This window comes from Thermomonas sp. HDW16, assembly GCF_011302915.1.
GTDB lineage: Bacteria > Pseudomonadota > Gammaproteobacteria > Xanthomonadales > Xanthomonadaceae > Thermomonas.
Map to the genome: position 1 here is coordinate 487,724 of NZ_CP049872.1, position 17,981 is coordinate 505,704.

The 17,981-nt window shown below is 64.4% G+C and carries 14 protein-coding genes, 1 rRNA gene and 1 pseudogene; 9 read left to right on the forward strand and 7 right to left on the reverse strand.

The window, feature by feature from the left end; all coding sequences use genetic code 11:
- Positions 1–20 precede the first annotated feature (20 nt).
- The 3 genes from G7079_RS02110 to radC all read right to left on the reverse strand — a co-directional run bounded on the left by G7079_RS02110 (position 21) and on the right by radC (position 3,245).
- Entirely contained in the window at positions 21–809 is a 789-nt protein-coding gene (locus tag G7079_RS02110; protein ID WP_166055103.1) for an SPOR domain-containing protein, read from the reverse strand.
- Positions 810–2,498 (reverse strand): arginine--tRNA ligase, encoded by a 1,689-nt coding sequence (gene argS / locus G7079_RS02115; RefSeq protein ID WP_166055105.1) that lies wholly within the window; start codon positions 2,496–2,498, stop codon positions 810–812.
- 72 nt (positions 2,499–2,570) lie between these two features.
- Complete coding sequence (gene radC, locus G7079_RS02120; protein ID WP_166057807.1) at positions 2,571–3,245, reverse strand: DNA repair protein RadC; 675 nt, start codon at positions 3,243–3,245, stop codon at positions 2,571–2,573.
- Positions 3,246–3,341: 96 nt separating this feature from the next.
- Between radC and coaBC the strand changes: the two are divergent.
- The 3 genes and pseudogenes from coaBC (at position 3,342) to G7079_RS02135 (ending at position 7,355) form a co-directional block, all read left to right on the forward strand.
- Positions 3,342–4,558: pseudogene (coaBC, locus tag G7079_RS02125) on the forward strand (bifunctional phosphopantothenoylcysteine decarboxylase/phosphopantothenate--cysteine ligase CoaBC).
- Positions 4,558–5,016 carry a dUTP diphosphatase gene (dut, locus tag G7079_RS02130; RefSeq protein WP_166055107.1) on the forward strand — a complete coding sequence of 153 codons (459 nt, stop codon included), beginning with the start codon at positions 4,558–4,560 and terminating at the stop codon, positions 5,014–5,016. Before coaBC ends, dut begins: the two are co-directional and overlap by 1 nt.
- A gap of 20 nt (positions 5,017–5,036) precedes the next feature.
- The gene (locus G7079_RS02135) at positions 5,037–7,355 is read left to right on the forward strand and encodes a phosphomannomutase/phosphoglucomutase (RefSeq protein WP_166055109.1); all 2,319 of its coding nucleotides are present in this window, start codon (positions 5,037–5,039) and stop codon (positions 7,353–7,355) included.
- A gap of 6 nt (positions 7,356–7,361) precedes the next feature.
- On the opposite strand, the gene G7079_RS02140 is transcribed toward G7079_RS02135, so the two are convergent.
- Positions 7,362–8,063 carry a hypothetical protein gene (locus G7079_RS02140; protein WP_166055111.1) on the reverse strand — a complete coding sequence of 234 codons (702 nt, stop codon included), beginning with the start codon at positions 8,061–8,063 and terminating at the stop codon, positions 7,362–7,364.
- A 42-nt stretch (positions 8,064–8,105) separates the two neighbouring features.
- Positions 8,106–8,768, reverse strand: a complete 663-nt coding sequence (gene pyrE / locus G7079_RS02145; RefSeq protein WP_166055113.1) for an orotate phosphoribosyltransferase — start codon at positions 8,766–8,768, stop codon at positions 8,106–8,108.
- A gap of 92 nt (positions 8,769–8,860) precedes the next feature.
- Here pyrE and G7079_RS02150 point away from each other — a divergent pair, with 92 nt between their 5' ends.
- The 3 genes from G7079_RS02150 to G7079_RS02160 are packed head-to-tail and all read left to right on the forward strand — an operon-like array spanning position 8,861 to position 11,306.
- Entirely contained in the window at positions 8,861–9,664 is an 804-nt protein-coding gene (locus G7079_RS02150) for an exodeoxyribonuclease III (protein WP_166055115.1), read from the forward strand.
- Positions 9,661–11,019 carry an MFS transporter gene (locus G7079_RS02155; protein ID WP_166055117.1) on the forward strand — a complete coding sequence of 453 codons (1,359 nt, stop codon included), beginning with the start codon at positions 9,661–9,663 and terminating at the stop codon, positions 11,017–11,019. Before G7079_RS02150 ends, G7079_RS02155 begins: the two co-directional genes overlap by 4 nt.
- Before the next feature lie 41 nt (positions 11,020–11,060).
- Positions 11,061–11,306 (forward strand): hypothetical protein, encoded by a 246-nt coding sequence (locus G7079_RS02160; protein WP_166055119.1) that lies wholly within the window; start codon positions 11,061–11,063, stop codon positions 11,304–11,306.
- A gap of 25 nt (positions 11,307–11,331) precedes the next feature.
- Here the strand turns inward: G7079_RS02160 and G7079_RS02165 are convergent, their stop codons facing one another.
- Positions 11,332–12,462 carry an anhydro-N-acetylmuramic acid kinase gene (locus G7079_RS02165; protein ID WP_166055121.1) on the reverse strand — a complete coding sequence of 377 codons (1,131 nt, stop codon included), beginning with the start codon at positions 12,460–12,462 and terminating at the stop codon, positions 11,332–11,334.
- 43 nt (positions 12,463–12,505) lie between these two features.
- Positions 12,506–13,957, reverse strand: coding sequence for a peptidoglycan DD-metalloendopeptidase family protein (locus G7079_RS02170; RefSeq protein WP_166055123.1), 1,452 nt, complete (start codon positions 13,955–13,957; stop codon positions 12,506–12,508).
- Between the two features lie 166 nt (positions 13,958–14,123).
- On the opposite strand from G7079_RS02170, the gene tyrS reads away from it, so the two are divergent.
- From tyrS to G7079_RS02185, 3 genes are all read left to right on the forward strand, one after another.
- Positions 14,124–15,335 (forward strand): tyrosine--tRNA ligase, encoded by a 1,212-nt coding sequence (gene tyrS, locus G7079_RS02175; RefSeq protein WP_166055125.1) that lies wholly within the window; start codon positions 14,124–14,126, stop codon positions 15,333–15,335.
- A gap of 22 nt (positions 15,336–15,357) precedes the next feature.
- Positions 15,358–16,005 (forward strand): toprim domain-containing protein, encoded by a 648-nt coding sequence (locus G7079_RS02180; protein WP_166055127.1) that lies wholly within the window; start codon positions 15,358–15,360, stop codon positions 16,003–16,005.
- 425 nt (positions 16,006–16,430) lie between these two features.
- Positions 16,431–17,975, forward strand: a 16S ribosomal RNA gene (locus tag G7079_RS02185).
- Positions 17,976–17,981 lie beyond the last annotated feature (6 nt).

The window sequence follows — 17,981 nt, forward strand, 5'->3', positions numbered from 1 at the left end:
GGCGACTCGGCGCGCGGTGCTCAGTTGGTCTTGACTGCCATCGCCGGCAAACCGCCGCCGGCCAGCTTGGATTTGGCCTCGGCCAATTCGCTGGCGCTACCGTACGGACCCATGCGCACGCGATACACCGTCTTGCCGCCGATCTGCGCGGATTCCACGCGGGCGTTCAGGCCCAGCATGGCGATTTTGGCCTTCACGGTTTCCGCATCGCCGGATGCACCGAACGCGCCGGCCTGCAGGATGTAGCGGGCATCGCTCGATGGCGCAGCGGCGGTTGCGTTGGCGGGCGCAGTGGCTGTGGTCGGCGTTGCGGATTCAGCAGGCTTCGCGGCGGGCGCAGGATCGCTGCTGGCGACGGGAGTTTCCGAGACTGGCTTTGGCAGTGCGGCGGTATCGCCTGTGTTCGTCGTCTTTGCCGCCGCTTGCGCCGCGCGTGCCTGCGCTTCGGCTTCGGCCTTGGCGCTGGCGGCCAGTTCGGCGTCGCTCACGGCGACTTCTTCGCCGGGCAGCAAGGTGTAGAAATCGTATTGGGTCGGCTTCGGCTTGGCGGCATCGCCCGTGGCTGGCGCATCACTGGCGACGTCGGGTGCGATTGCATCGCCGCTTTCGTCCACGGCGGCCGGCAATGCGTCCGGGTTCGGCTTCGGGCCGATGCGCAGGAAGCCGTCGCCATCGCCACCCTTCAGGAGCCGCGGAACGGCCAGGATGACCAGCAGCGTGACCAGCACGCCGATCACCAGCCACGCCCAGCCGGGCAGGCCGTTGGAGTTGTTGCGCCGTGCCTGCGTTTTGCCGCGTCGTGCCGCCATTTACATTTTCTCCGGGGCGCTCACGCCCAACAAATCCAGTCCATTGGCCAATACCTGTCGCGTGGCGAGCGCCAAGGCCAGCCGCGCGTCGCGCAGGCCGGCATCGTCCACCAGCACGGGACTGGCGTGATACCAGCCGTGGAAAGCGTTGGCCAGCTCGCGCAGGTATTGCGCGATGAGGTGCGGCTCCAGGGTGATGCCTGCTGCTTCCACCACTTCCGGGTAGCGCGACAGCTCGCGCATCAGTTCCTGCGCCGGCGCATCGTCGAGGCGATCCAACGATGCCGCGCCGTTGGCTGCATCGTGCGCATAACCCTTTTCGGTGGCCTGGCGCAGCAGGCTGCAGATGCGTGCATGCGCGTACTGCACGTAATAGACCGGGTTGTCGTTGCTCTGCGAGCGGGCCAGGTCGATGTCGAAGGTCAGTTGCGAATCCGGCTTGCGCGCGATCAGGAACCAGCGCACGGCATCGGCGCTGGTTTCCTCGATCAGGTCGCGCAACGTCAGGTAACTGCCGGCGCGCTTGGACAGCTTCACTTCCTCGCCGCCGCGCATCACCGTCACCATCTGGTGCAGCACGTAATCCGGATACCCGGCGGGGATGCCGGCATCCAGGGCCTGCAGGCCGGCTTTCACCCGCGCCAGCGAGCCGTGGTGATCCGCCCCGAGTTCGGTCACCGCGCGCTCATAGCCGCGCTGCCATTTGCTGAGGTGATAGGCCACGTCCGGCACGAAGTACGTATACGTACCATCGGACTTGCGCATCACGCGGTCCTTGTCGTCGCCGAAGTCGGTGGTCTTCAGCCACAGCGCGCCGCCTTCCTCGTAGGTGTGGCCGTGGGCGATCAGCTCGCGCACGGTTTCTTCCACCTTGCCGTCGGCGTACAGCGACGATTCCAGGAAATAGCGGTCGAACGACACCCCGAACGCGGCCAGGTCGGCATTCTGCTCGCGGCGCAGGTAGGCCACGGCGAACTTGCGGATGGCGTCGATGTCGCCCGCATCGTTCTTGCCGGTGACGGTATGGCCTTCGACTTCGACGCTGTCGCCACGCAGGTAGCTGGCGGCCACGTCGCCGATGTAATCGCCGTTGTAGGCCTCGGTTGGCCAGGCCTCGTCGCCCGGCTTCAAGCCTTGCGCGCGCGCTTGGGTGGAACGGGCCAGGTTTTCGATCTGCACGCCGGCATCGTTGTAATAGAACTCGCGCTTCACATTCCAGCCATTGGCGGCCATCACCCGGGCGATGCAGTCGCCGATCACCCCGGCGCGGCCGTGGCCGACATGCAGCGGGCCGGTCGGGTTGGCCGAGACGTATTCCACGCCGACGGTCTTGCCGCCGCCACTGCCATTGCGGCCGAATTCACTGGCGGTGGCGTGGATGTCGCGCACCTGCTGCTGCCACGCGGCCGGGGTCAGGTGGAAGTTGATGAAGCCGGGGCCGGCGAGTTCGACCTTGGCGATGGCGCCCGATGCCGGCAGCGCATCCAGCAACTGCTGCGCCAGCGCGCGCGGATTGGATTTCGCGGCCTTGGCCAGCAGCATCGCCACGTTGGTCGAGAAATCGCCATGCGCGCGCTCCTTGGGGCGCTCGATCACGAAATCGGGCGAGGCAAGGTCGGCGGGCAGGGTGCCGGCGGCACGCAGGGCGGTCAGGCCCTGTTCGATGAGGGCTCGGAGCTGGGTTTTCACGAAGGATGCGGCAGGCGTTTCAATGGCTGCGCATTGTACGCGAGGCGGCCTCCGGGCTCGCTGAAGCCGGGTTCAGACCAACCCCCGCGCCGCCATCGACACCGGCGCGCCATCGCCAATCACGAAATGATCCAACAGGCGCACGTCCACCAGCGCCAGTGCCTGCTTCAGGCGCGCGGTGACGGCGCGGTCGGCGGCGCTGGGCTCCGGATTCCCGCTGGGATGGTTGTGGCCAATGATCACCGCCGACGCGCCTTGCGCCAGCACGCGCTCGACCAGCACGCGCGGGTGCACCTCGGCGCCGTCGATGCTGCCCTGGAACAGTTCCTCGAAGCCGAGTGCGCGGTGGCGCGCATCCAAGTACAAGGCGGCGAACACCTCGCGTGGCTGTGCACGCAGGCGCTGGGCGAAATAGCGGCCGGCGGCGGCCGGATCGGCCAACGCGTCGCCGCGTTCCAGTTGCGAGGCAAGATGGCGATGCCCCAGTTCCAGTGCCGCCGCCAATGTGCAGGCGCGGGCATCGCCGATGCCTTTTACCCGGGTCATCTCCTTCGGGCTGCGGTCGAGCAGGGCGCGCAGTGGGCCATGCGTGGCCAGCAGGTCGCGTGCAGTCGCCACCGCGTCGCGCCCGGCGGTGCCGGAACCGAGGAAGATCGCCAGCAGTTCGGCATCGGACAGGCTGCCGGGGCCGCGTGCCAGCAATTTCTCGCGGGGACGTTCGTGCTGAGGCCAGTCGCGGATGTGCATGCGGTTACGATGCCGGCTGCGGGCGGCTGCGCGCATCGGCGCGGTCATCGCCATCGGGTAAGCTGATGGCTCGTGTTCCGGTCGGGAAATGGCTTGATGTCCGTCGCCAACGGCAACCTGGGTGATCGCCGCGTGCTGCTCTGCGTCTGTGGCGGCATCGCGGCGTACAAAAGCGCCGAGCTGGTGCGCCGCCTGCGCGATGCCGGTGCCGTGGTGCAGGTGGCGATGACCGACAACGCGCAGCGTTTCATCGGTGCGCAGACCTTCCAGGCGCTGTCGCACCGGCCCGTGCGCACCTCATTGTGGGATGAGCATGCCGAAGCGGCGATGGGGCATCTGGAATTGGCACGCTGGGCGCAGCAGGTAGTGATCGCGCCGGCCACGGCCAACACGATCGCCAAGCTCGCGAACGGCTTCGCCGATGACCTAGTCAGCACCCTGTGCCTGGCGACCGAGGCCCCTATCGCCATCGCGCCGGCGATGAATCATGTGATGTGGAAGCATGCGGCGACGCAGGCCAATATCGCGACGTTGAAATCGCGCGGTGTGCAGGTGATTGGCCCGAACGACGGCCCGTTGGCCGAGGGCGAATCCGGCCCGGGGCGGATGGCGGAGCCGACGGAAATCGTGGCGGCGTTGCGCGAGCCCGTTGCATGAGCGCATCGCTCGCCGGGAAACGGTTGCTGGTCAGCGCCGGTCCGACCTACGAAGACATCGATCCGGTGCGCTTCATCGGCAACCGCAGCAGCGGCAAGATGGGTTTTGCGATTGCGGTGGTCGCCGCCGAACGGGGTGCCGATGTCACCTTGATCGCGGGCCCCGTGCATTTGCCGACGCCGTCCGGTCTGCAACGCATCGACGTGCGCAGCGCCGCGCAGATGCACGATGCAGTGATGGCACAGCTGCCCTGCGATGCCTACATCGGCGCGGCGGCGGTGGCGGATTTCACCCCGCGCACGTTCGCCGACAACAAGTTGAAGAAAGTGCCGGGTACCGACACGCTGACGCTGGAGCTGGTGAAGACCCGCGACATCTTGGCCGAGGTGGCGACGCATGCGCAGCGCCCGGGATTGGTCGTGGGCTTCGCCGCGGAAACCAATGACGTGGCGACCTATGCGCGCGGGAAGCTGGAACGCAAGCGGCTGGATCTGATCTGCGCGAACCGCGTAGGCGTCGGCGCCACCGGCTTCGAGAGCGACGACAATGCCTTGCTGGTGTTGGGCCGCGACGGCTTCGAGCGCGCGCTGGGGCCGACATCGAAAACCGAACTGGCGGCGCAGCTGCTGGACCTGATCGCGGAGCGACTGGCTTGATGCATCACGTGTTGCAACTGAAAGTGCTGGATGCGCGCTTCGGCGCCCAATGGGAACTGCCGGCCTACGCCACCGAGCATAGCGCCGGGCTGGATCTGCGCGCCGCGCTGGATGCGTCGCTGACCCTGCAACCGGGCGATACCGCGCTGATTCCGTCGGGCCTGTCCATCCATATCGCCGACCCGACGCTGTGTGCGGTGATCCTGCCGCGCTCCGGGCTGGGACACAAACACGGTGTTGTGCTGGGCAACGGCACCGGGCTGATCGATGCCGATTACCAGGGCCCGCTGATGATCAGTACCTGGAATCGCGGCAGAGTCGCCTACACGGTCGAGCCAGGTGATCGCATCGCCCAGTTGGTATTGCTGCCGATCGTGCGCGCTACCCTGCAAGTGGTGGATACTTTCGACGAGAGCGGACGCGGCGCGGGCGGCTTCGGCCATACCGGTGTGCGCTGACGGGGAACAGGGACGACACGATGAGCGATGGCGACAAGCGAAAGCTGAAATTGACCCGCGCCGACTTGCTGCGGGCCCTGCCGGCGCTGGCGGTCCTGCTGGTACTGCTCGGTGGGTGGTTGTTGTATGCCGGTATCCAGCGCTTGCGCGAGGATTCGCAGGTGGTGGCGCTGCAGCACGCGCGTGACGATGCCGCCACAGCGATCAGCCGATTATTGCAGGAAGACCAGCGAAAACTCGGCACGCAGCTGGCGGCCGCATCGGTACGCAATGCGCTTGCGGCCGGTGATTTGCCGATGGCCGCCAAGGCTGTGGCTGCGAACTGGGGAGGGGTGCAGCGCAGCGAAGTGTGGCCGGCGGATCTGCAAGGCCAGTATGGGGCGCTGCCGGCTGGTGGTTTTGGCGTATTGGCCGTGACTGAAGCGGCACTTGCGAGTGGCAAGCCGGTCGCGCGGGTGATCAAGTCCAAGGGCGAGCAGCGCCTGGCCTTGGCGGCGCCGACGACCGCCAAGCAGGGGCCGGCAGTCGTCTATGTCGAGATGCCGGCGGAACGCCTGATCGCCCAGGTCGGCACGACGTCGATTCCCGGTAGCGCGTATCTGGCCTTGCGGCAGGGAGCCAGCAACCTGTACGAACGTGGCGATACCGAATTGTCGAACAGTGCCGAAGCGCTGGGTACCAAGGTTGCCGGCAGTGACCTGCGCATTGCGGCGGCCGTGCCGGATCCGATGGAAGTGCCTTTCGGGCTGCCGGCGCTGGCAAGCCTGGTCCTGGGAGGCCTGCTGTTGGCCGGTGCAGCTGTGCTGTGGTTGGTCGTGCGCCCGCGCTTGTTGGGCATGGAGCGCCCCTCGGAAGACGTTGGTGGAACCTTGGCCGAGCTGCAATTGTCCCAACCAGCGCCGGGCGTGGCCGAACAAGCCGTGCGCGAAGTGGTCGACACCAAGGCGGCCGCCGCTCCCGTGGCGATCGACCGCGGCATTTTCCGCGCGTATGACATCCGCGGTGTGGTTGGGCAGACACTGGATACGGGCGTGGCCGAACTGATCGGCCAGGCGATCGGTTCGCTGATGGAAGCCAAGGGCCTGGACGACATCGTGATAGGCCGCGATGGCCGTCTGTCCGGCCCGGAACTGTCGGCTGGACTGATCGCAGGCTTGCGCAAGGCCGGTCGCAATGTCATCGACATCGGCATGGCGCCGACGCCGGTGGTGTACTTCGGCAGTTACCACCTGCGTACCGGCTGCTGCGTGGCGATCACCGGAAGCCACAACCCGCCGGAATACAACGGCTTCAAGATCGTGGTCGGCGCCGGGACCTTGGCAGGCCCTGCGTTGACCGATTTATATGCACGTATTGCCGAGGATCGCCTGCATACAGCCAAGCAGCTGGGCGGGCTGAGCGAGCGCGACATCAGCGAGGACTACATCGAGCGCATCGCCGGCGACATCCAGATCGGCAAACGCCTAAAGGTGGTGGTGGATGCCGGCAATGGTGTTGCCGGGGTCATCGGCCCGCGCGTGCTGGAAGCAATCGGTGCCGATGTGACACCACTGTTCTGTGATATCGACGGTACATTCCCCAACCACCATCCCGACCCCAGCGATCCGCGCAACCTGGAAGCGTTGGAGCAGATGGTCAAGCGGCTCGACGCCGATCTCGGCATCGCGTTCGATGGCGATGGCGACCGCCTTGGCGTGATCACCAGGGAAGGCAAGAACATCTTCCCGGATCGCCTGCTGATGTTGTTCGCAGCCGATGTATTGGAGCGCAACCCGGGTGCGATGGTCATCTATGACGTGAAATGCACCGGCCGCTTGCCGACGCACATCCTGCGCCATGGTGGCAGCCCGCTGATGTGGAAGACCGGGCATTCACTGATCAAGGCGAAGATGCGCGAGACCGGTGCCGAGCTGGCGGGCGAGATGAGTGGGCATTTCTTCTTCGCCGAACGCTGGTTCGGCTTCGACGATGGCATCTACGCTGCAGCCCGTCTGCTCGAGATCCTGGATGCCACCGAGCATGCGCCGGATCTGGTGTTCGATGCCCTTCCCGATGGCGTATCGACCGCCGAGATCAAGGTGGATGCGCCCGACGGGGATCCACACGCCTTCGTCGAACGTTTCCGCACCGCGGCTTCGTTCGAAGGTGCGCGCCTGTCCACTATCGATGGACTGCGCGTGGATTGGCCGGATGGTTGGGGTCTGGTGCGGGCCTCCAACACCACTCCAGTACTGGTGATGCGATTCGATGCCGATTCGAACACGGCGATGGCGCGCATCCAGCAGGCGTTCCGCGAACAACTGCTCGCCGTGCAGCCGGATCTCGCGCTGCCGTTCTAGGCCGTTTCAGTTTGAGGACGGCGCGGAGGCTCCCGTTGTCGCGACGGGGGATTCGCCCGGCGCTGCCTTCAAGGCGCGATAGCGTGCGACGGCATCTTGCAGGTCGGCATCCAGCGCGGCGCGATCCTTCTTTTGCGCGACCAGGATCTGTTGTTGGCGCAGCAATTCATCGTGCTGCCCACGGATCGTGTTGGTCATCGACTTCGGTACGACTTCGCCGGCCATTTCCCGGTCGCTGGCTTGGCGCAGCAATGCCAATAGACTCAGGCGCAGGTTGGTCACGCCCAGAGTACTGGCCTTCAGGGTTTCGTCCAGCAGTTCGGTGCGCTCGCCATAGGCGCGCCGCAGGTCGGCTTCGGTCATGTACGACTCGACCATCGCCAGGTCACGGCGTTGCGCCATCGCGTCGGCTTCGGCCTGCTTGCTCGCTGTTTCGGCGGCAAGCGCGGCTGCGGTACGTTCGGCGTCGGTCAATGCGCGCGCCACCTGCCCGGTTTGCATGCCGCTCTTCGTGCTGATCTCGGTGCGTGCGCTATCGGCCGCATTGGCCGGCAGGGCGTCGCCGCAGACCTTGCTGCCGCCTTCGTTCCAGCAATAGATCTTCTTTTGCGCGCCGGTCTTGGTCTGCGCATGCAGCCCGCCGCTACCGGCGAGCGCGGCAAGGCCAATGGCGATGGCGGCGATGAGGATGCGATTCGAGTACGGCATGACAGCCCCCTGTGGCGGTCGATGACGGATTGGCAACGGTGGTCAAGCGATACCGTAGCGCGCGCGATAGGCGAGCAGGGCGTCGCGGTGGCCTACAAGTTCCGCCCTTTCACCGGCAAATTCAAGCAGGTCGCCCAGACCGGCCACCGCGACCACGGTGATGCCGTGTTCGGCGGTCACTGACTGTGCGGCGGATTGCGCGGCATCCTCGCGCACGCGTTCCTGCCTATCCAGTGCGATGACGATGCCGGCCGGGGTGCCGCCGCCTTCAGCAATGATCGCCAGTGCTTCGCGGATCGCCGTGCCGGCGGTGATCACGTCGTCCACGATCAACACCTTCCTGCCGGCCAGTGGTGCGCCGATCAGGCTGCCGCCCTCGCCATGTGCCTTGGCTTCCTTGCGATTGAATGCAAGTGGCAAGTCGCGGCCGCGGCGTGCGTATTCGCAGGCGACTGCCGTGGCCAGCGGGATGCCCTTGTAGGCCGGGCCGAATAGCAGGTCGAACTCGATGCCCGAGGCATCCACTGCATCGACATAGCAGGCGGCCAGTTCCGCCAATGCCGCGCCGGAATCGAAGCGCCCGGCATTGAAGAAGTACGGGCTAAGCCGGCCGGACTTGAGGGTGAACTCGCCGAAGCGCAACGCCTCGGCGCGCAGGGCCAGCTGCAGGAAGCGGGTGCGGTAATCGTGGGTGGTCGCATTCATGCGCCGATTGTCCCATGCGGCATCGGTGAAAGGAGTGTTGCGATGGAAGCGCATCGGCTACGCTCGATCATTGTTTTTCGTGGTGTCCGTGCATGCGCATCCTCAGTTTCAATGCCAATGGCCTGCGTTCGGCGGCCAGCAAGGGGTTCTTCGACTGGTTCGCGGCGCAGGACATCGATGTCCTGTGCCTGCAGGAAACCAAGGCGCAGGAACATCAGCTGTCCGATGCGATCTTCCGCCCGGCTGGCTACAAGGCGTGGTTCAAGGACGCCAGCACCAAGAAAGGCTATAGCGGCGTCGCCATCTACAGCCGTCGCGAACCGGACGAGGTGCGTACCTCGTTGGGCTGGGCGCCGTTCGACGACGAAGGCCGCTACATCGAGGCGCGCTTCGGAAACTTGAGTGTGGTGAGTTTCTACATCCCGTCCGGCAGCTCCGGCGACCTGCGCCAGGGCTTCAAGGAAGAGGTGATGGCCTGGCTGAAGCCGATCCTCGATGAGTGGCTGGCCAGCGGCCGCGAGTACGTGCTGTGCGGTGACTGGAACATCGTTCGCGCGAAGAACGACATCAAGAACTGGACCGGCAACCAGAAAAATTCCGGCTGCCTGCCGCATGAGCGTGCGTGGCTCAACAGGATGATTGCGGATCAGTGCGGCGACGGACTGACCGCTGCACCCGCGCACGGGTGGCGCGATGCCTTCCGCGTCGCCAAGCCGGACGCGGTGGAATATTCATGGTGGTCGCAACGCGGTGCCGCGCGTGCCAACAACGTGGGTTGGCGGATCGATTACCAGTTCGCCACGCCCGGCATCGCCGGCAAGATCGCCGAGGCGACGATCTTCCCAGAACCGAAATTCTCCGACCATGCGCCCTGTCTAGTGGAGTACGCCGAATGAGTGACGCCGTCGCGAAAACCGGCACCCGCGATGTCCTGCGCGCGCTGCGCCAGCCCAAGGTGCTTGCGATGCTGCTCTTGGGCTTCTCCTCCGGCTTGCCGCTGTACCTGGTCGGCAACACCATGGGCTACTGGATGCGCGAGAACGGCAGCGAGCTGTCGGCGATCGGCTTCCTGTCGTGGGTGGGCCTGGCCTACACGCTGAAGTTCCTGTGGGCGCCGATCATCGACAAGACCGATGTGCCGCTGCTCGGCCGCCTCGGCCATCGCCGTGGCTGGATGCTGCTATCGCAAATCATCGTGGCGGCGGGTCTTGCAGGCATGGCCATCGTGCAGCCGCAGGGCGGGCTGATGGTGTTCGGTGCGCTTGCCCTGATGGCGGCATTTGCCTCGGCGACGCAGGACATCGTGATCGATGCCTGGCGTATCGAGATCGCTGACAACAAGGAAGAATTGGGTCTGCTCACCTCCGGCACCCAGATTGGCTACCGTAGTGCGTTGCTGGTCACCGATGCATTGATCCTGATCCTGGCGACCTACATCGGCTGGGCACCGTCGTACTGGGTGATGGCGCTGTTGATGGGCGTGGGCATCCTGGCCGCGTTGTTCCTTGCGCGTGAGCCGGTGGCTTCGCAAGCGCCTGAAGTGGCCGAACACGTGCCGTTGTGGACCATGTCCGGCTTGTGGGATGCGATCGTTGGCCCGTTCGTCAGCTTCTTCAAGACCCACGGCAAATGGGCGCTGCTGATGCTGGCGGCAATCAGCCTGTATCGGCTGCCGGATTTCGTGATGGGGCCGATGAACAACCCGTTCTACGCCGACATTGGCCTCAGCAAGGAATTCGTGGGTGAAGTGCGCGCCTCGATCGGGCTGATCGCCTCGGTGCTCGGCATCGCCGCGGCCGGCATCAGCGCGGTGCGCTTCGGCTTCATCCCCACGTTGCTGGCCGGGGCGATCCTCGGCCCGGGTTCCAACGCTGCGTTCACCTGGGTGGCCTATGCGGGTGGCGATCACGGCGTGTTCGTCGCTGCCATGTTCATCGACGGCTTTGCCACCGGATTCGCCGGCACCGCGTTGGTGGCCTACATGTCCAGCCTGACCAGCATCGGCTATACCGCGACCCAGTACGCCCTGCTCAGTTCGTTCTATGCGCTGCTCGGCAAGGTGTTGAAGGGCTTTTCAGGCGTTGCAGTGGAGACTCTGCAAGCCACCCACGGGCAGATCGGCGGGTATGCGTTGTTCTTCCTCGGCACCGCGCTGGCAGGTATTCCGGCATTGCTGCTATGCCTGTGGCTGTCGCGGCAGATGCGGGCGGAACAGCAGCCCGCGCTTGCCCAGAACCGTTCGACGGGGTAGATAGGAACGGCGTTCCCCCGACGCCACACGGAAGTTGAGTCATGACCGATCTAGTCCTGCGCGATATCGCCCCCGATCTGGCCGAACGCATTCGCAAACTGGCCGAATTGCAGGGCCGCAGCGTGCACGATGTGATGGCAGAAGTCCTCGATGCCGGGGTGTTCGCCTGCGAGATCAAGCTGCGCAAGCAACTCGACCTGGAAGAAGAGGCCGCGTTGAAGCAAGCGATCGCTGCGTTGGAGCAGGTGCCGGACGATACCGGCTTCGGCCTGATCGGGCGGATTTGAACCGGGAAAACCGGATTGGCCAACTTCAGGCCGGATAGATCGCACCCAGGATCCGCAGTCCCGCCGCACCGGTGACCGTGGGCAAGTTGCCGGGCTTGCCGCGCAACGTCTGGCGCGCCAGCCACGCGAAGCCCATGGCCTCCACATGATCCGGATCCAGCCCAAATTCGGCCGTGGAGGCCAGCGCCACGCCGGGCAATGCATCGCGCAATGACGCCATCAACACCGGGTTGTGCACGCCGCCACCGCAGACCAGCAGGCGTTGCGTGTCCGCTTGGCTGGCGCGCAGGGCATCGGCGATGGTGCGGGCGGTCAATTCGCGCAAGGTCGCCTGCACGTCCGCTGCCAGCGTACCGCTGCGCAGGTGCGGTGCCAGCCATTTGCGCTGGAAGTGCTCGCGACCGCTGCTCTTGGGTGGTGGCTGCGCGAACCAGGGATCGTCCAGCAGTCGTTCCAGCAGCGCCGGGTCGGCCTGTCCGGTAGCGCCCCACGCACCGGCTTCGTCGTACGGCCGGCCGGTGTGCTCGTGGCACCACAGATCCATCAGCGCATTCGCAGGGCCGGTGTCGAAGCCGCGTACCGCGCCTTCGCGTGGCAACAGGGTGAGATTGGCGATACCGCCCAGGTTGAGCACCGCGCGTTGTTCCGTGGGATCGTGCAGCAGCGCATGATGCAATGCCGGCAACAGCGGTGCGCCATGGCCGCCGGCGGCGATGTCGCGGCGGCGGAAGTCTGCGACGGTGGTGATGCCTGTGCGTTCGACGATGCGGGCCGCGTCACCGATCTGCAGCGAGAATGGATACGCGGCGTAGGGCCGGTGGCGGACGGTCTGCCCGTGCGAGCCGATCGCAGCCACGTGCGAGCGTTCGATGCCGGAAGCGTCCAGGATCGCCAGTGCGGCGTCGGCGAAGGCCTCGCCCACCTGCGCGTCGAGTTCGCCCAGTTCATCCAGCGAATCCAGTGCGCCGCCCTGTCCCAGCCAGACCAGACGGGCCCGAATATCCGGCTGCCAGGGCAGGGTGTGTGCGGCCACCAGTTCCGCCTGCAGGGACGCGTCGTCGCTGTCTTCGAAACGCACCAGCGCGGCATCGATGCCGTCGGCGCTGGTGCCGGAAATCAGGCCGAGGTAATAGCGATGGGCTGTGGAATTCGACATGCGACGCAGTATCGCATCGCGCCGCCCGGATCAGCCTCGTGAATCAGCCCTTCTTGCGCTTCGGCTTGTCGACGGATGCGACGCGCGAACCGTCGTCGAGCTGGAACACCACGTCTTCGACCTCGCGGATCTTGACGAGCGCGCGGCGGGTTTCGTTCTTGAAGGCGACCAGCGCGGAGCCGCTCAGTGGTTGCGGCGGCGGCAGGGTCATCTTCAACGGGTTCACCTGCACGCCGTTGACGCGGAATTCGTAGTGCAGGTGCGGGCCGGTCGACATGCCGGTGCTGCCCACGTAGCCGATCACCGTGCCCTGCGCCACGCGCTGTCCGGCGCGGATCTTGGCGAAGCGCGACATGTGGCCGTACAGGGTGCTCTTGCCGCTGCCGTGGTCGAGGATCACGGCGTTGCCATAGCCGCCCTTGCGGCCCACGAACTCGACGCGCGCGTCGCCGGCGGCCTGGATCGGGGTGCCGGTGCCGGCGGCGTAGTCCACGCCCTTGTGCATGCGGAAACGGCCCAGCACCGGGTGCTTGCGGCCGCCGAAACCGGAACTCAGCCGCGCGTATGGAATCGGCATGCGGATGAAGGCACGCTTCAGCGAGCGGCCGTCCGGGGTGAAGTACTCCGCCTTGCCGTCGCGCAGGTGGCGGAACGCGCTTTTGAGCTGGCCATCGACGGTGAACGTCGCCGCCAGTACCGGCCCGGTGCTGGCCAGCTGGCCGTTCTTCCAGGTCTGGTCGACCACTACGCTGAAGCGATCGTTCTCGTCCAGGTCGGAATCGAAGTCGATGTCGTACTTGAACATCTCGTCGGTGAGCTGGTTCAGCTGCGCACTGCCCAGTCCGGCCTTGCGCGCGGAGGCGAACAACGACGTGCCCACGGTGCCACTCAGCACCACGGTGCGGGTGCTGACTTCCTGCGGGACTGCGCGTTCACGCAAGGCGTCACCGTCGAACTCCAGCTCCACCGGCTCGCCGCCGATGCCGTGCGCCGCTTCGATGCGCATCGCGCGCACGCTACCGTCGGCCGGCAGGTTGAAGCTGAGTGCGGTGCCCGGGCGCAATTTGCGCAGCGCGGGCTTGATCTTCGGGTGTTGCATCACCTTGGCGAGCTGGTCGTAAGGGATGCCCAGTTCGCCGAACACACCGCTCAGGGTTTGTCCGGATTTCAGGGTGACGGATTGCCAACGATCGGCTGTCTCGCTGCCCAGGTGCAGACGCGGCAATGCCAGCGCCAGCGTGGTGCGCTGCGTATTCGGCGTTTCATGCATCGCCGTGGAAAAACCGGGGATGATGGCCGCCAGCAATGCGCCCATGGTTGCGAACAGGCTGGCATGCATCCAGTGACGGCGCGTCCAGCGACCGTTGAATGCCTGGGAGAAGCGTGGGGCTGGTGCCTCGTGCGAGGTGGAGGCCTGGGCGCGTTCGAGATTGTCGCGCAGCACGGCGTCATGCGTGGCGTTCGCCGTCGAAAAGGCGGCTGTCGGATCCGTCATGTACCTGTTCCCCGCTGTGACGAATGCGTCAAAGCGGTACCATAATCATGTGAAAAACACGCGTCAACTCATTGAATCGCCGAATGTTTTTCGATTCCATGATTTAACGGTACTTTAACGTTCCTTTATCGAACGCGGTCACAGTCCGGCCGCCAGTGAGACCCACGTGACCGATTTGCAGCATGCCATCGACCTGATCGCCCGCGGCAGCGACGAAATCCTCAAGCGCGAGGAGCTGGAGGCGCGCTTGAAGCTTGGCCGCCCATTGCGGATCAAGGCTGGCTTCGATCCCACCGCGCCCGACTTGCACCTCGGCCATACCGTCCTGCTCAACAAGATGCGGCAGTTCCAGGACTTGGGTCACCAGGTGATCTTCCTGATCGGCGACTTCACCGGGATGATCGGCGATCCCACCGGCAAGAACGTCACCCGCAAGCCGCTCACCCGCGAAGACGTGCTGGCGAACGCGAAGACCTACGCCGACCAGGTGTTCAAGGTGCTCGATCGCGACAAGACCGAAGTGCGTTTCAACAGCGAATGGTTCGGCGCGATGAGCGCCGCCGACATGATCAAGCTCGCCGCGCAGCACACCGTGGCGCGCATGCTGGAGCGCGACGATTTCGCCAAGCGCTACGCCGCGCAGCAGTCCATCGCCATCCACGAATTCCTGTATCCGCTGGTGCAGGGCTACGACTCGGTTGCGCTGAAGGCCGATGTCGAGCTCGGCGGCACCGACCAGAAATTCAACCTGCTGATGGGCCGCGGCCTGCAGGAGCACCACGGCCAGCCGCCGCAGATCGTGCTGACCATGCCGCTGCTGGAAGGGTTGGACGGCGTCAACAAGATGAGCAAGTCGCTGCATAACTACATCGGCATCGACGAGCCGGCCATCGACATCGTCACCAAGACGATGAAGATCGACGACGTGTTGATGTGGAAGTGGATCGACCTGCTGAGTTTCGAGATCGGCGTCGATGAAGCGAAGGCGCTCAAGTTCGATATTGAAGCGGGCACCTTGAACCCGCGCGACGTGAAGCTGCGCCTGGCGCGCGAATTGGCTGCGCGTTTCCACAACGATGCTGATGCGGAAAAAGCCGTCGCCGGCTGGCATGCCGCGGTGCGCGGCGAAGGCGACGTCTCGAACCTGCCGTTGCACGACATTGGCGTGGCGGCCGAAGGCGTGCGCATCGCCGCGCTATTGGTGGCGGCGGGCCTGATGCCCAGCAATTCCGAGGCCAACCGCAAGCTCAAGGAGCGTGCGGTGCGTGTCGATGGCGAGGTGTTCGAGGATGCGGCGCGTGTATTCACACCGGGCTTCGAAGGCGTGATCGCAGTCGGCAAGCGCAATTTCGCGCGAGTACGGCTGGTCGCCGGCTGAGGTGTACACCACGCAGGCCAGCATGAAGCTGGTCGACTGCCGCGAGCATGGTGCGAACGCGGAGCTGTTCTTGGTCGAAGGCGATTCGGCAGCGCGTTCGGTAGTGGCGCTGCGCAATGATCGCGAGCAGGCCGTGCTGCCGCTGCAGGGCAAGCCGCTGAATGCCTGGAAGGCCCGCCGCGCGAAGGTCGAAGCCAGCCCGCTCTATCGGCAGCTCGCCAATGCGCTCGGCTTATCCAGCCCCGTGGCATGCAGCGAAGAAGACCTGCGGCGATTGCGCTATGCGCGCGTGCTCCTGTTGTTCGATCCTGATGCTGATGGCATCCACATCGGCGCTCTGATGCTCTTGTATTTCAAGCGCTGGTTGCCTTCATTGCTGGCAACAGGGCGCGTCGAAGTCGTGCGCGCGCCGATGGTCGCGATCAGTCACGCTGGCGGGCCGGCGTATGCCTATTCGCAGCCGCACGCGGACGCGTTGATCGAGCAGATGCGCACTGCGGGCGCTGCTGATGTCCATGCCCATGTTTACCGGGGGCTCGGCAGCATTACGCCGCATGTGCTGGGCGAGCTGTGCGTCGATCCACGCACGCGGCGTTCGCGCGTGGCGGGAGAAGAGGATATTGCGGCGGTCATGCAGGCTTTCGGCCTGGCCGAGCGCCCGCTGGATTGACTTGCCGCGGTGCAGGAACGCCCGGGATCAAGCGATAGCGCATTCAGCCTCTTGCGAAGGCAAAAAAGTCGATCTAGAATGATCGACCCGCCCAAGCCGATTCCTGTATGGATGGCAACGGCGGTCGAAAAAGTCGCTTCACAGGGTGTTGACGGTCAGTAAAAACCTTGTATGATGTGCGGCTCGCTTCGCTGAAAGTGATTTCGGTGGGGCAACGGGAAAGGCGCTGAGGCCGGCCCCGAAGATCTTTGACAGTGTGCGCAGGTGACTTGTGCGGGCGTCTGGTGGTGGCAGTTGACCATCAGCAGATGTCTGAACAGATCACATGATTCAAAGTATTCGTACGCAAGTACAACGTACAGCGAGTAAGTGAGCTGGACGGGCTCTGCATCTAAAGCAATTTGGCCTTTAAGGCTATGCAGTTTTAAGTGAAGAGTTTGATCCTGGCTCAGAGTGAACGCTGGCGGCAGGCCTAATACATGCAAGTCGAACGGCAGCACAGCAGAGCTTGCTCTGTGGGTGGCGAGTGGCGGACGGGTGAGGAATACATGGGAATCTGCCCAGTCGTGGGGGATAACGTAGGGAAACTTACGCTAATACCGCATGCGCCCTTCGGGGGAAAGCCGGGGACCTTCGGGCCTGGCGCGATTGGATGAGCCCATGTCGGATTAGCTAGTTGGCGGGGTAAAGGCCCACCAAGGCGACGATCCGTAGCTGGTCTGAGAGGATGATCAGCCACACTGGAACTGAGACACGGTCCAGACTCCTACGGGAGGCAGCAGTAGGGAATATTGGACAATGGGCGCAAGCCTGATCCAGCCATGCCGCGTGAGTGAAGAAGGCCCTCGGGTTGTAAAGCTCTTTTGTCCGGAAAGAAAAGCATCCAGTTAATACCTGGGTGTCCTGACGGTACCGGAAGAATAAGCACCGGCTAACTTCGTGCCAGCAGCCGCGGTAATACGAAGGGTGCAAGCGTTACTCGGAATTACTGGGCGTAAAGCGTGCGTAGGTGGTTTGTTAAGTCTGATGTGAAAGCCCTGGGCTCAACCTGGGAATGGCATTGGATACTGGCAGGCTAGAGTGCGGTAGAGGGTAGTGGAATTCCCGGTGTAGCAGTGAAATGCGTAGAGATCGGGAGGAACATCTGTGGCGAAGGCGACTACCTGGACCAGCACTGACACTGAGGCACGAAAGCGTGGGGAGCAAACAGGATTAGATACCCTGGTAGTCCACGCCCTAAACGATGCGAACTGGATGTTGGGCTCAACTTGGAGCTCAGTATCGAAGCTAACGCGTTAAGTTCGCCGCCTGGGGAGTACGGTCGCAAGACTGAAACTCAAAGGAATTGACGGGGGCCCGCACAAGCGGTGGAGTATGTGGTTTAATTCGATGCAACGCGAAGAACCTTACCTGGCCTTGACATGCACGGAACTTTCCAGAGATGGATTGGTGCCTTCGGGAACCGTGACACAGGTGCTGCATGGCTGTCGTCAGCTCGTGTCGTGAGATGTTGGGTTAAGTCCCGCAACGAGCGCAACCCTTGTCCTTAGTTGCCAGCACGTAATGGTGGGAACTCTAAGGAGACCGCCGGTGACAAACCGGAGGAAGGTGGGGATGACGTCAAGTCATCATGGCCCTTACGGCCAGGGCTACACACGTACTACAATGGTGGGGACAGAGGGCTGCAAGCCGGCGACGGTAAGCCAATCCCAGAAACCCCATCCCAGTCCGGATTGGAGTCTGCAACTCGACTCCATGAAGTCGGAATCGCTAGTAATCGCAGATCAGCATTGCTGCGGTGAATACGTTCCCGGGCCTTGTACACACCGCCCGTCACACCATGGGAGTTTGTTGCACCAGAAGCAGGTAGCTTAACCTTCGGGAGGGCGCTTGCCACGGTGTGGCCGATGACTGGGGTGAAGTCGTAACAAGGTAGCCGTATCGGAAGGTGCGGCTGGATCACCTCCTTTTGAGAT

What these genes read in the sequence shown, in the direction of transcription:
- G7079_RS02140 (WP_166055111.1), bottom strand. Translation starts at nt 8,063, where the DNA reads ATGCCGTACTCGAATCGCATCCTCATCGCCGCCATCGCCATTGGCCTT.
- G7079_RS02110 (WP_166055103.1), bottom strand. Translation starts at nt 809, where the DNA reads ATGGCGGCACGACGCGGCAAAACGCAGGCACGGCGCAACAACTCCAAC.
- G7079_RS02135 (WP_166055109.1), top strand. Translation starts at nt 5,037, where the DNA reads ATGAGCGATGGCGACAAGCGAAAGCTGAAATTGACCCGCGCCGACTTG.
- G7079_RS02170 (WP_166055123.1), bottom strand. Translation starts at nt 13,957, where the DNA reads ATGACGGATCCGACAGCCGCCTTTTCGACGGCGAACGCCACGCATGAC.
- G7079_RS02165 (WP_166055121.1), bottom strand. Translation starts at nt 12,462, where the DNA reads ATGTCGAATTCCACAGCCCATCGCTATTACCTCGGCCTGATTTCCGGC.
- dut (WP_166055107.1), top strand. Translation starts at nt 4,558, where the DNA reads ATGCATCACGTGTTGCAACTGAAAGTGCTGGATGCGCGCTTCGGCGCC.
- G7079_RS02180 (WP_166055127.1), top strand. Translation starts at nt 15,358, where the DNA reads ATGAAGCTGGTCGACTGCCGCGAGCATGGTGCGAACGCGGAGCTGTTC.
- G7079_RS02150 (WP_166055115.1), top strand. Translation starts at nt 8,861, where the DNA reads ATGCGCATCCTCAGTTTCAATGCCAATGGCCTGCGTTCGGCGGCCAGC.
- G7079_RS02155 (WP_166055117.1), top strand. Translation starts at nt 9,661, where the DNA reads ATGAGTGACGCCGTCGCGAAAACCGGCACCCGCGATGTCCTGCGCGCG.
- pyrE (WP_166055113.1), bottom strand. Translation starts at nt 8,768, where the DNA reads ATGAATGCGACCACCCACGATTACCGCACCCGCTTCCTGCAGCTGGCC.
- radC (WP_166057807.1), bottom strand. Translation starts at nt 3,245, where the DNA reads ATGCACATCCGCGACTGGCCTCAGCACGAACGTCCCCGCGAGAAATTG.
- G7079_RS02160 (WP_166055119.1), top strand. Translation starts at nt 11,061, where the DNA reads ATGACCGATCTAGTCCTGCGCGATATCGCCCCCGATCTGGCCGAACGC.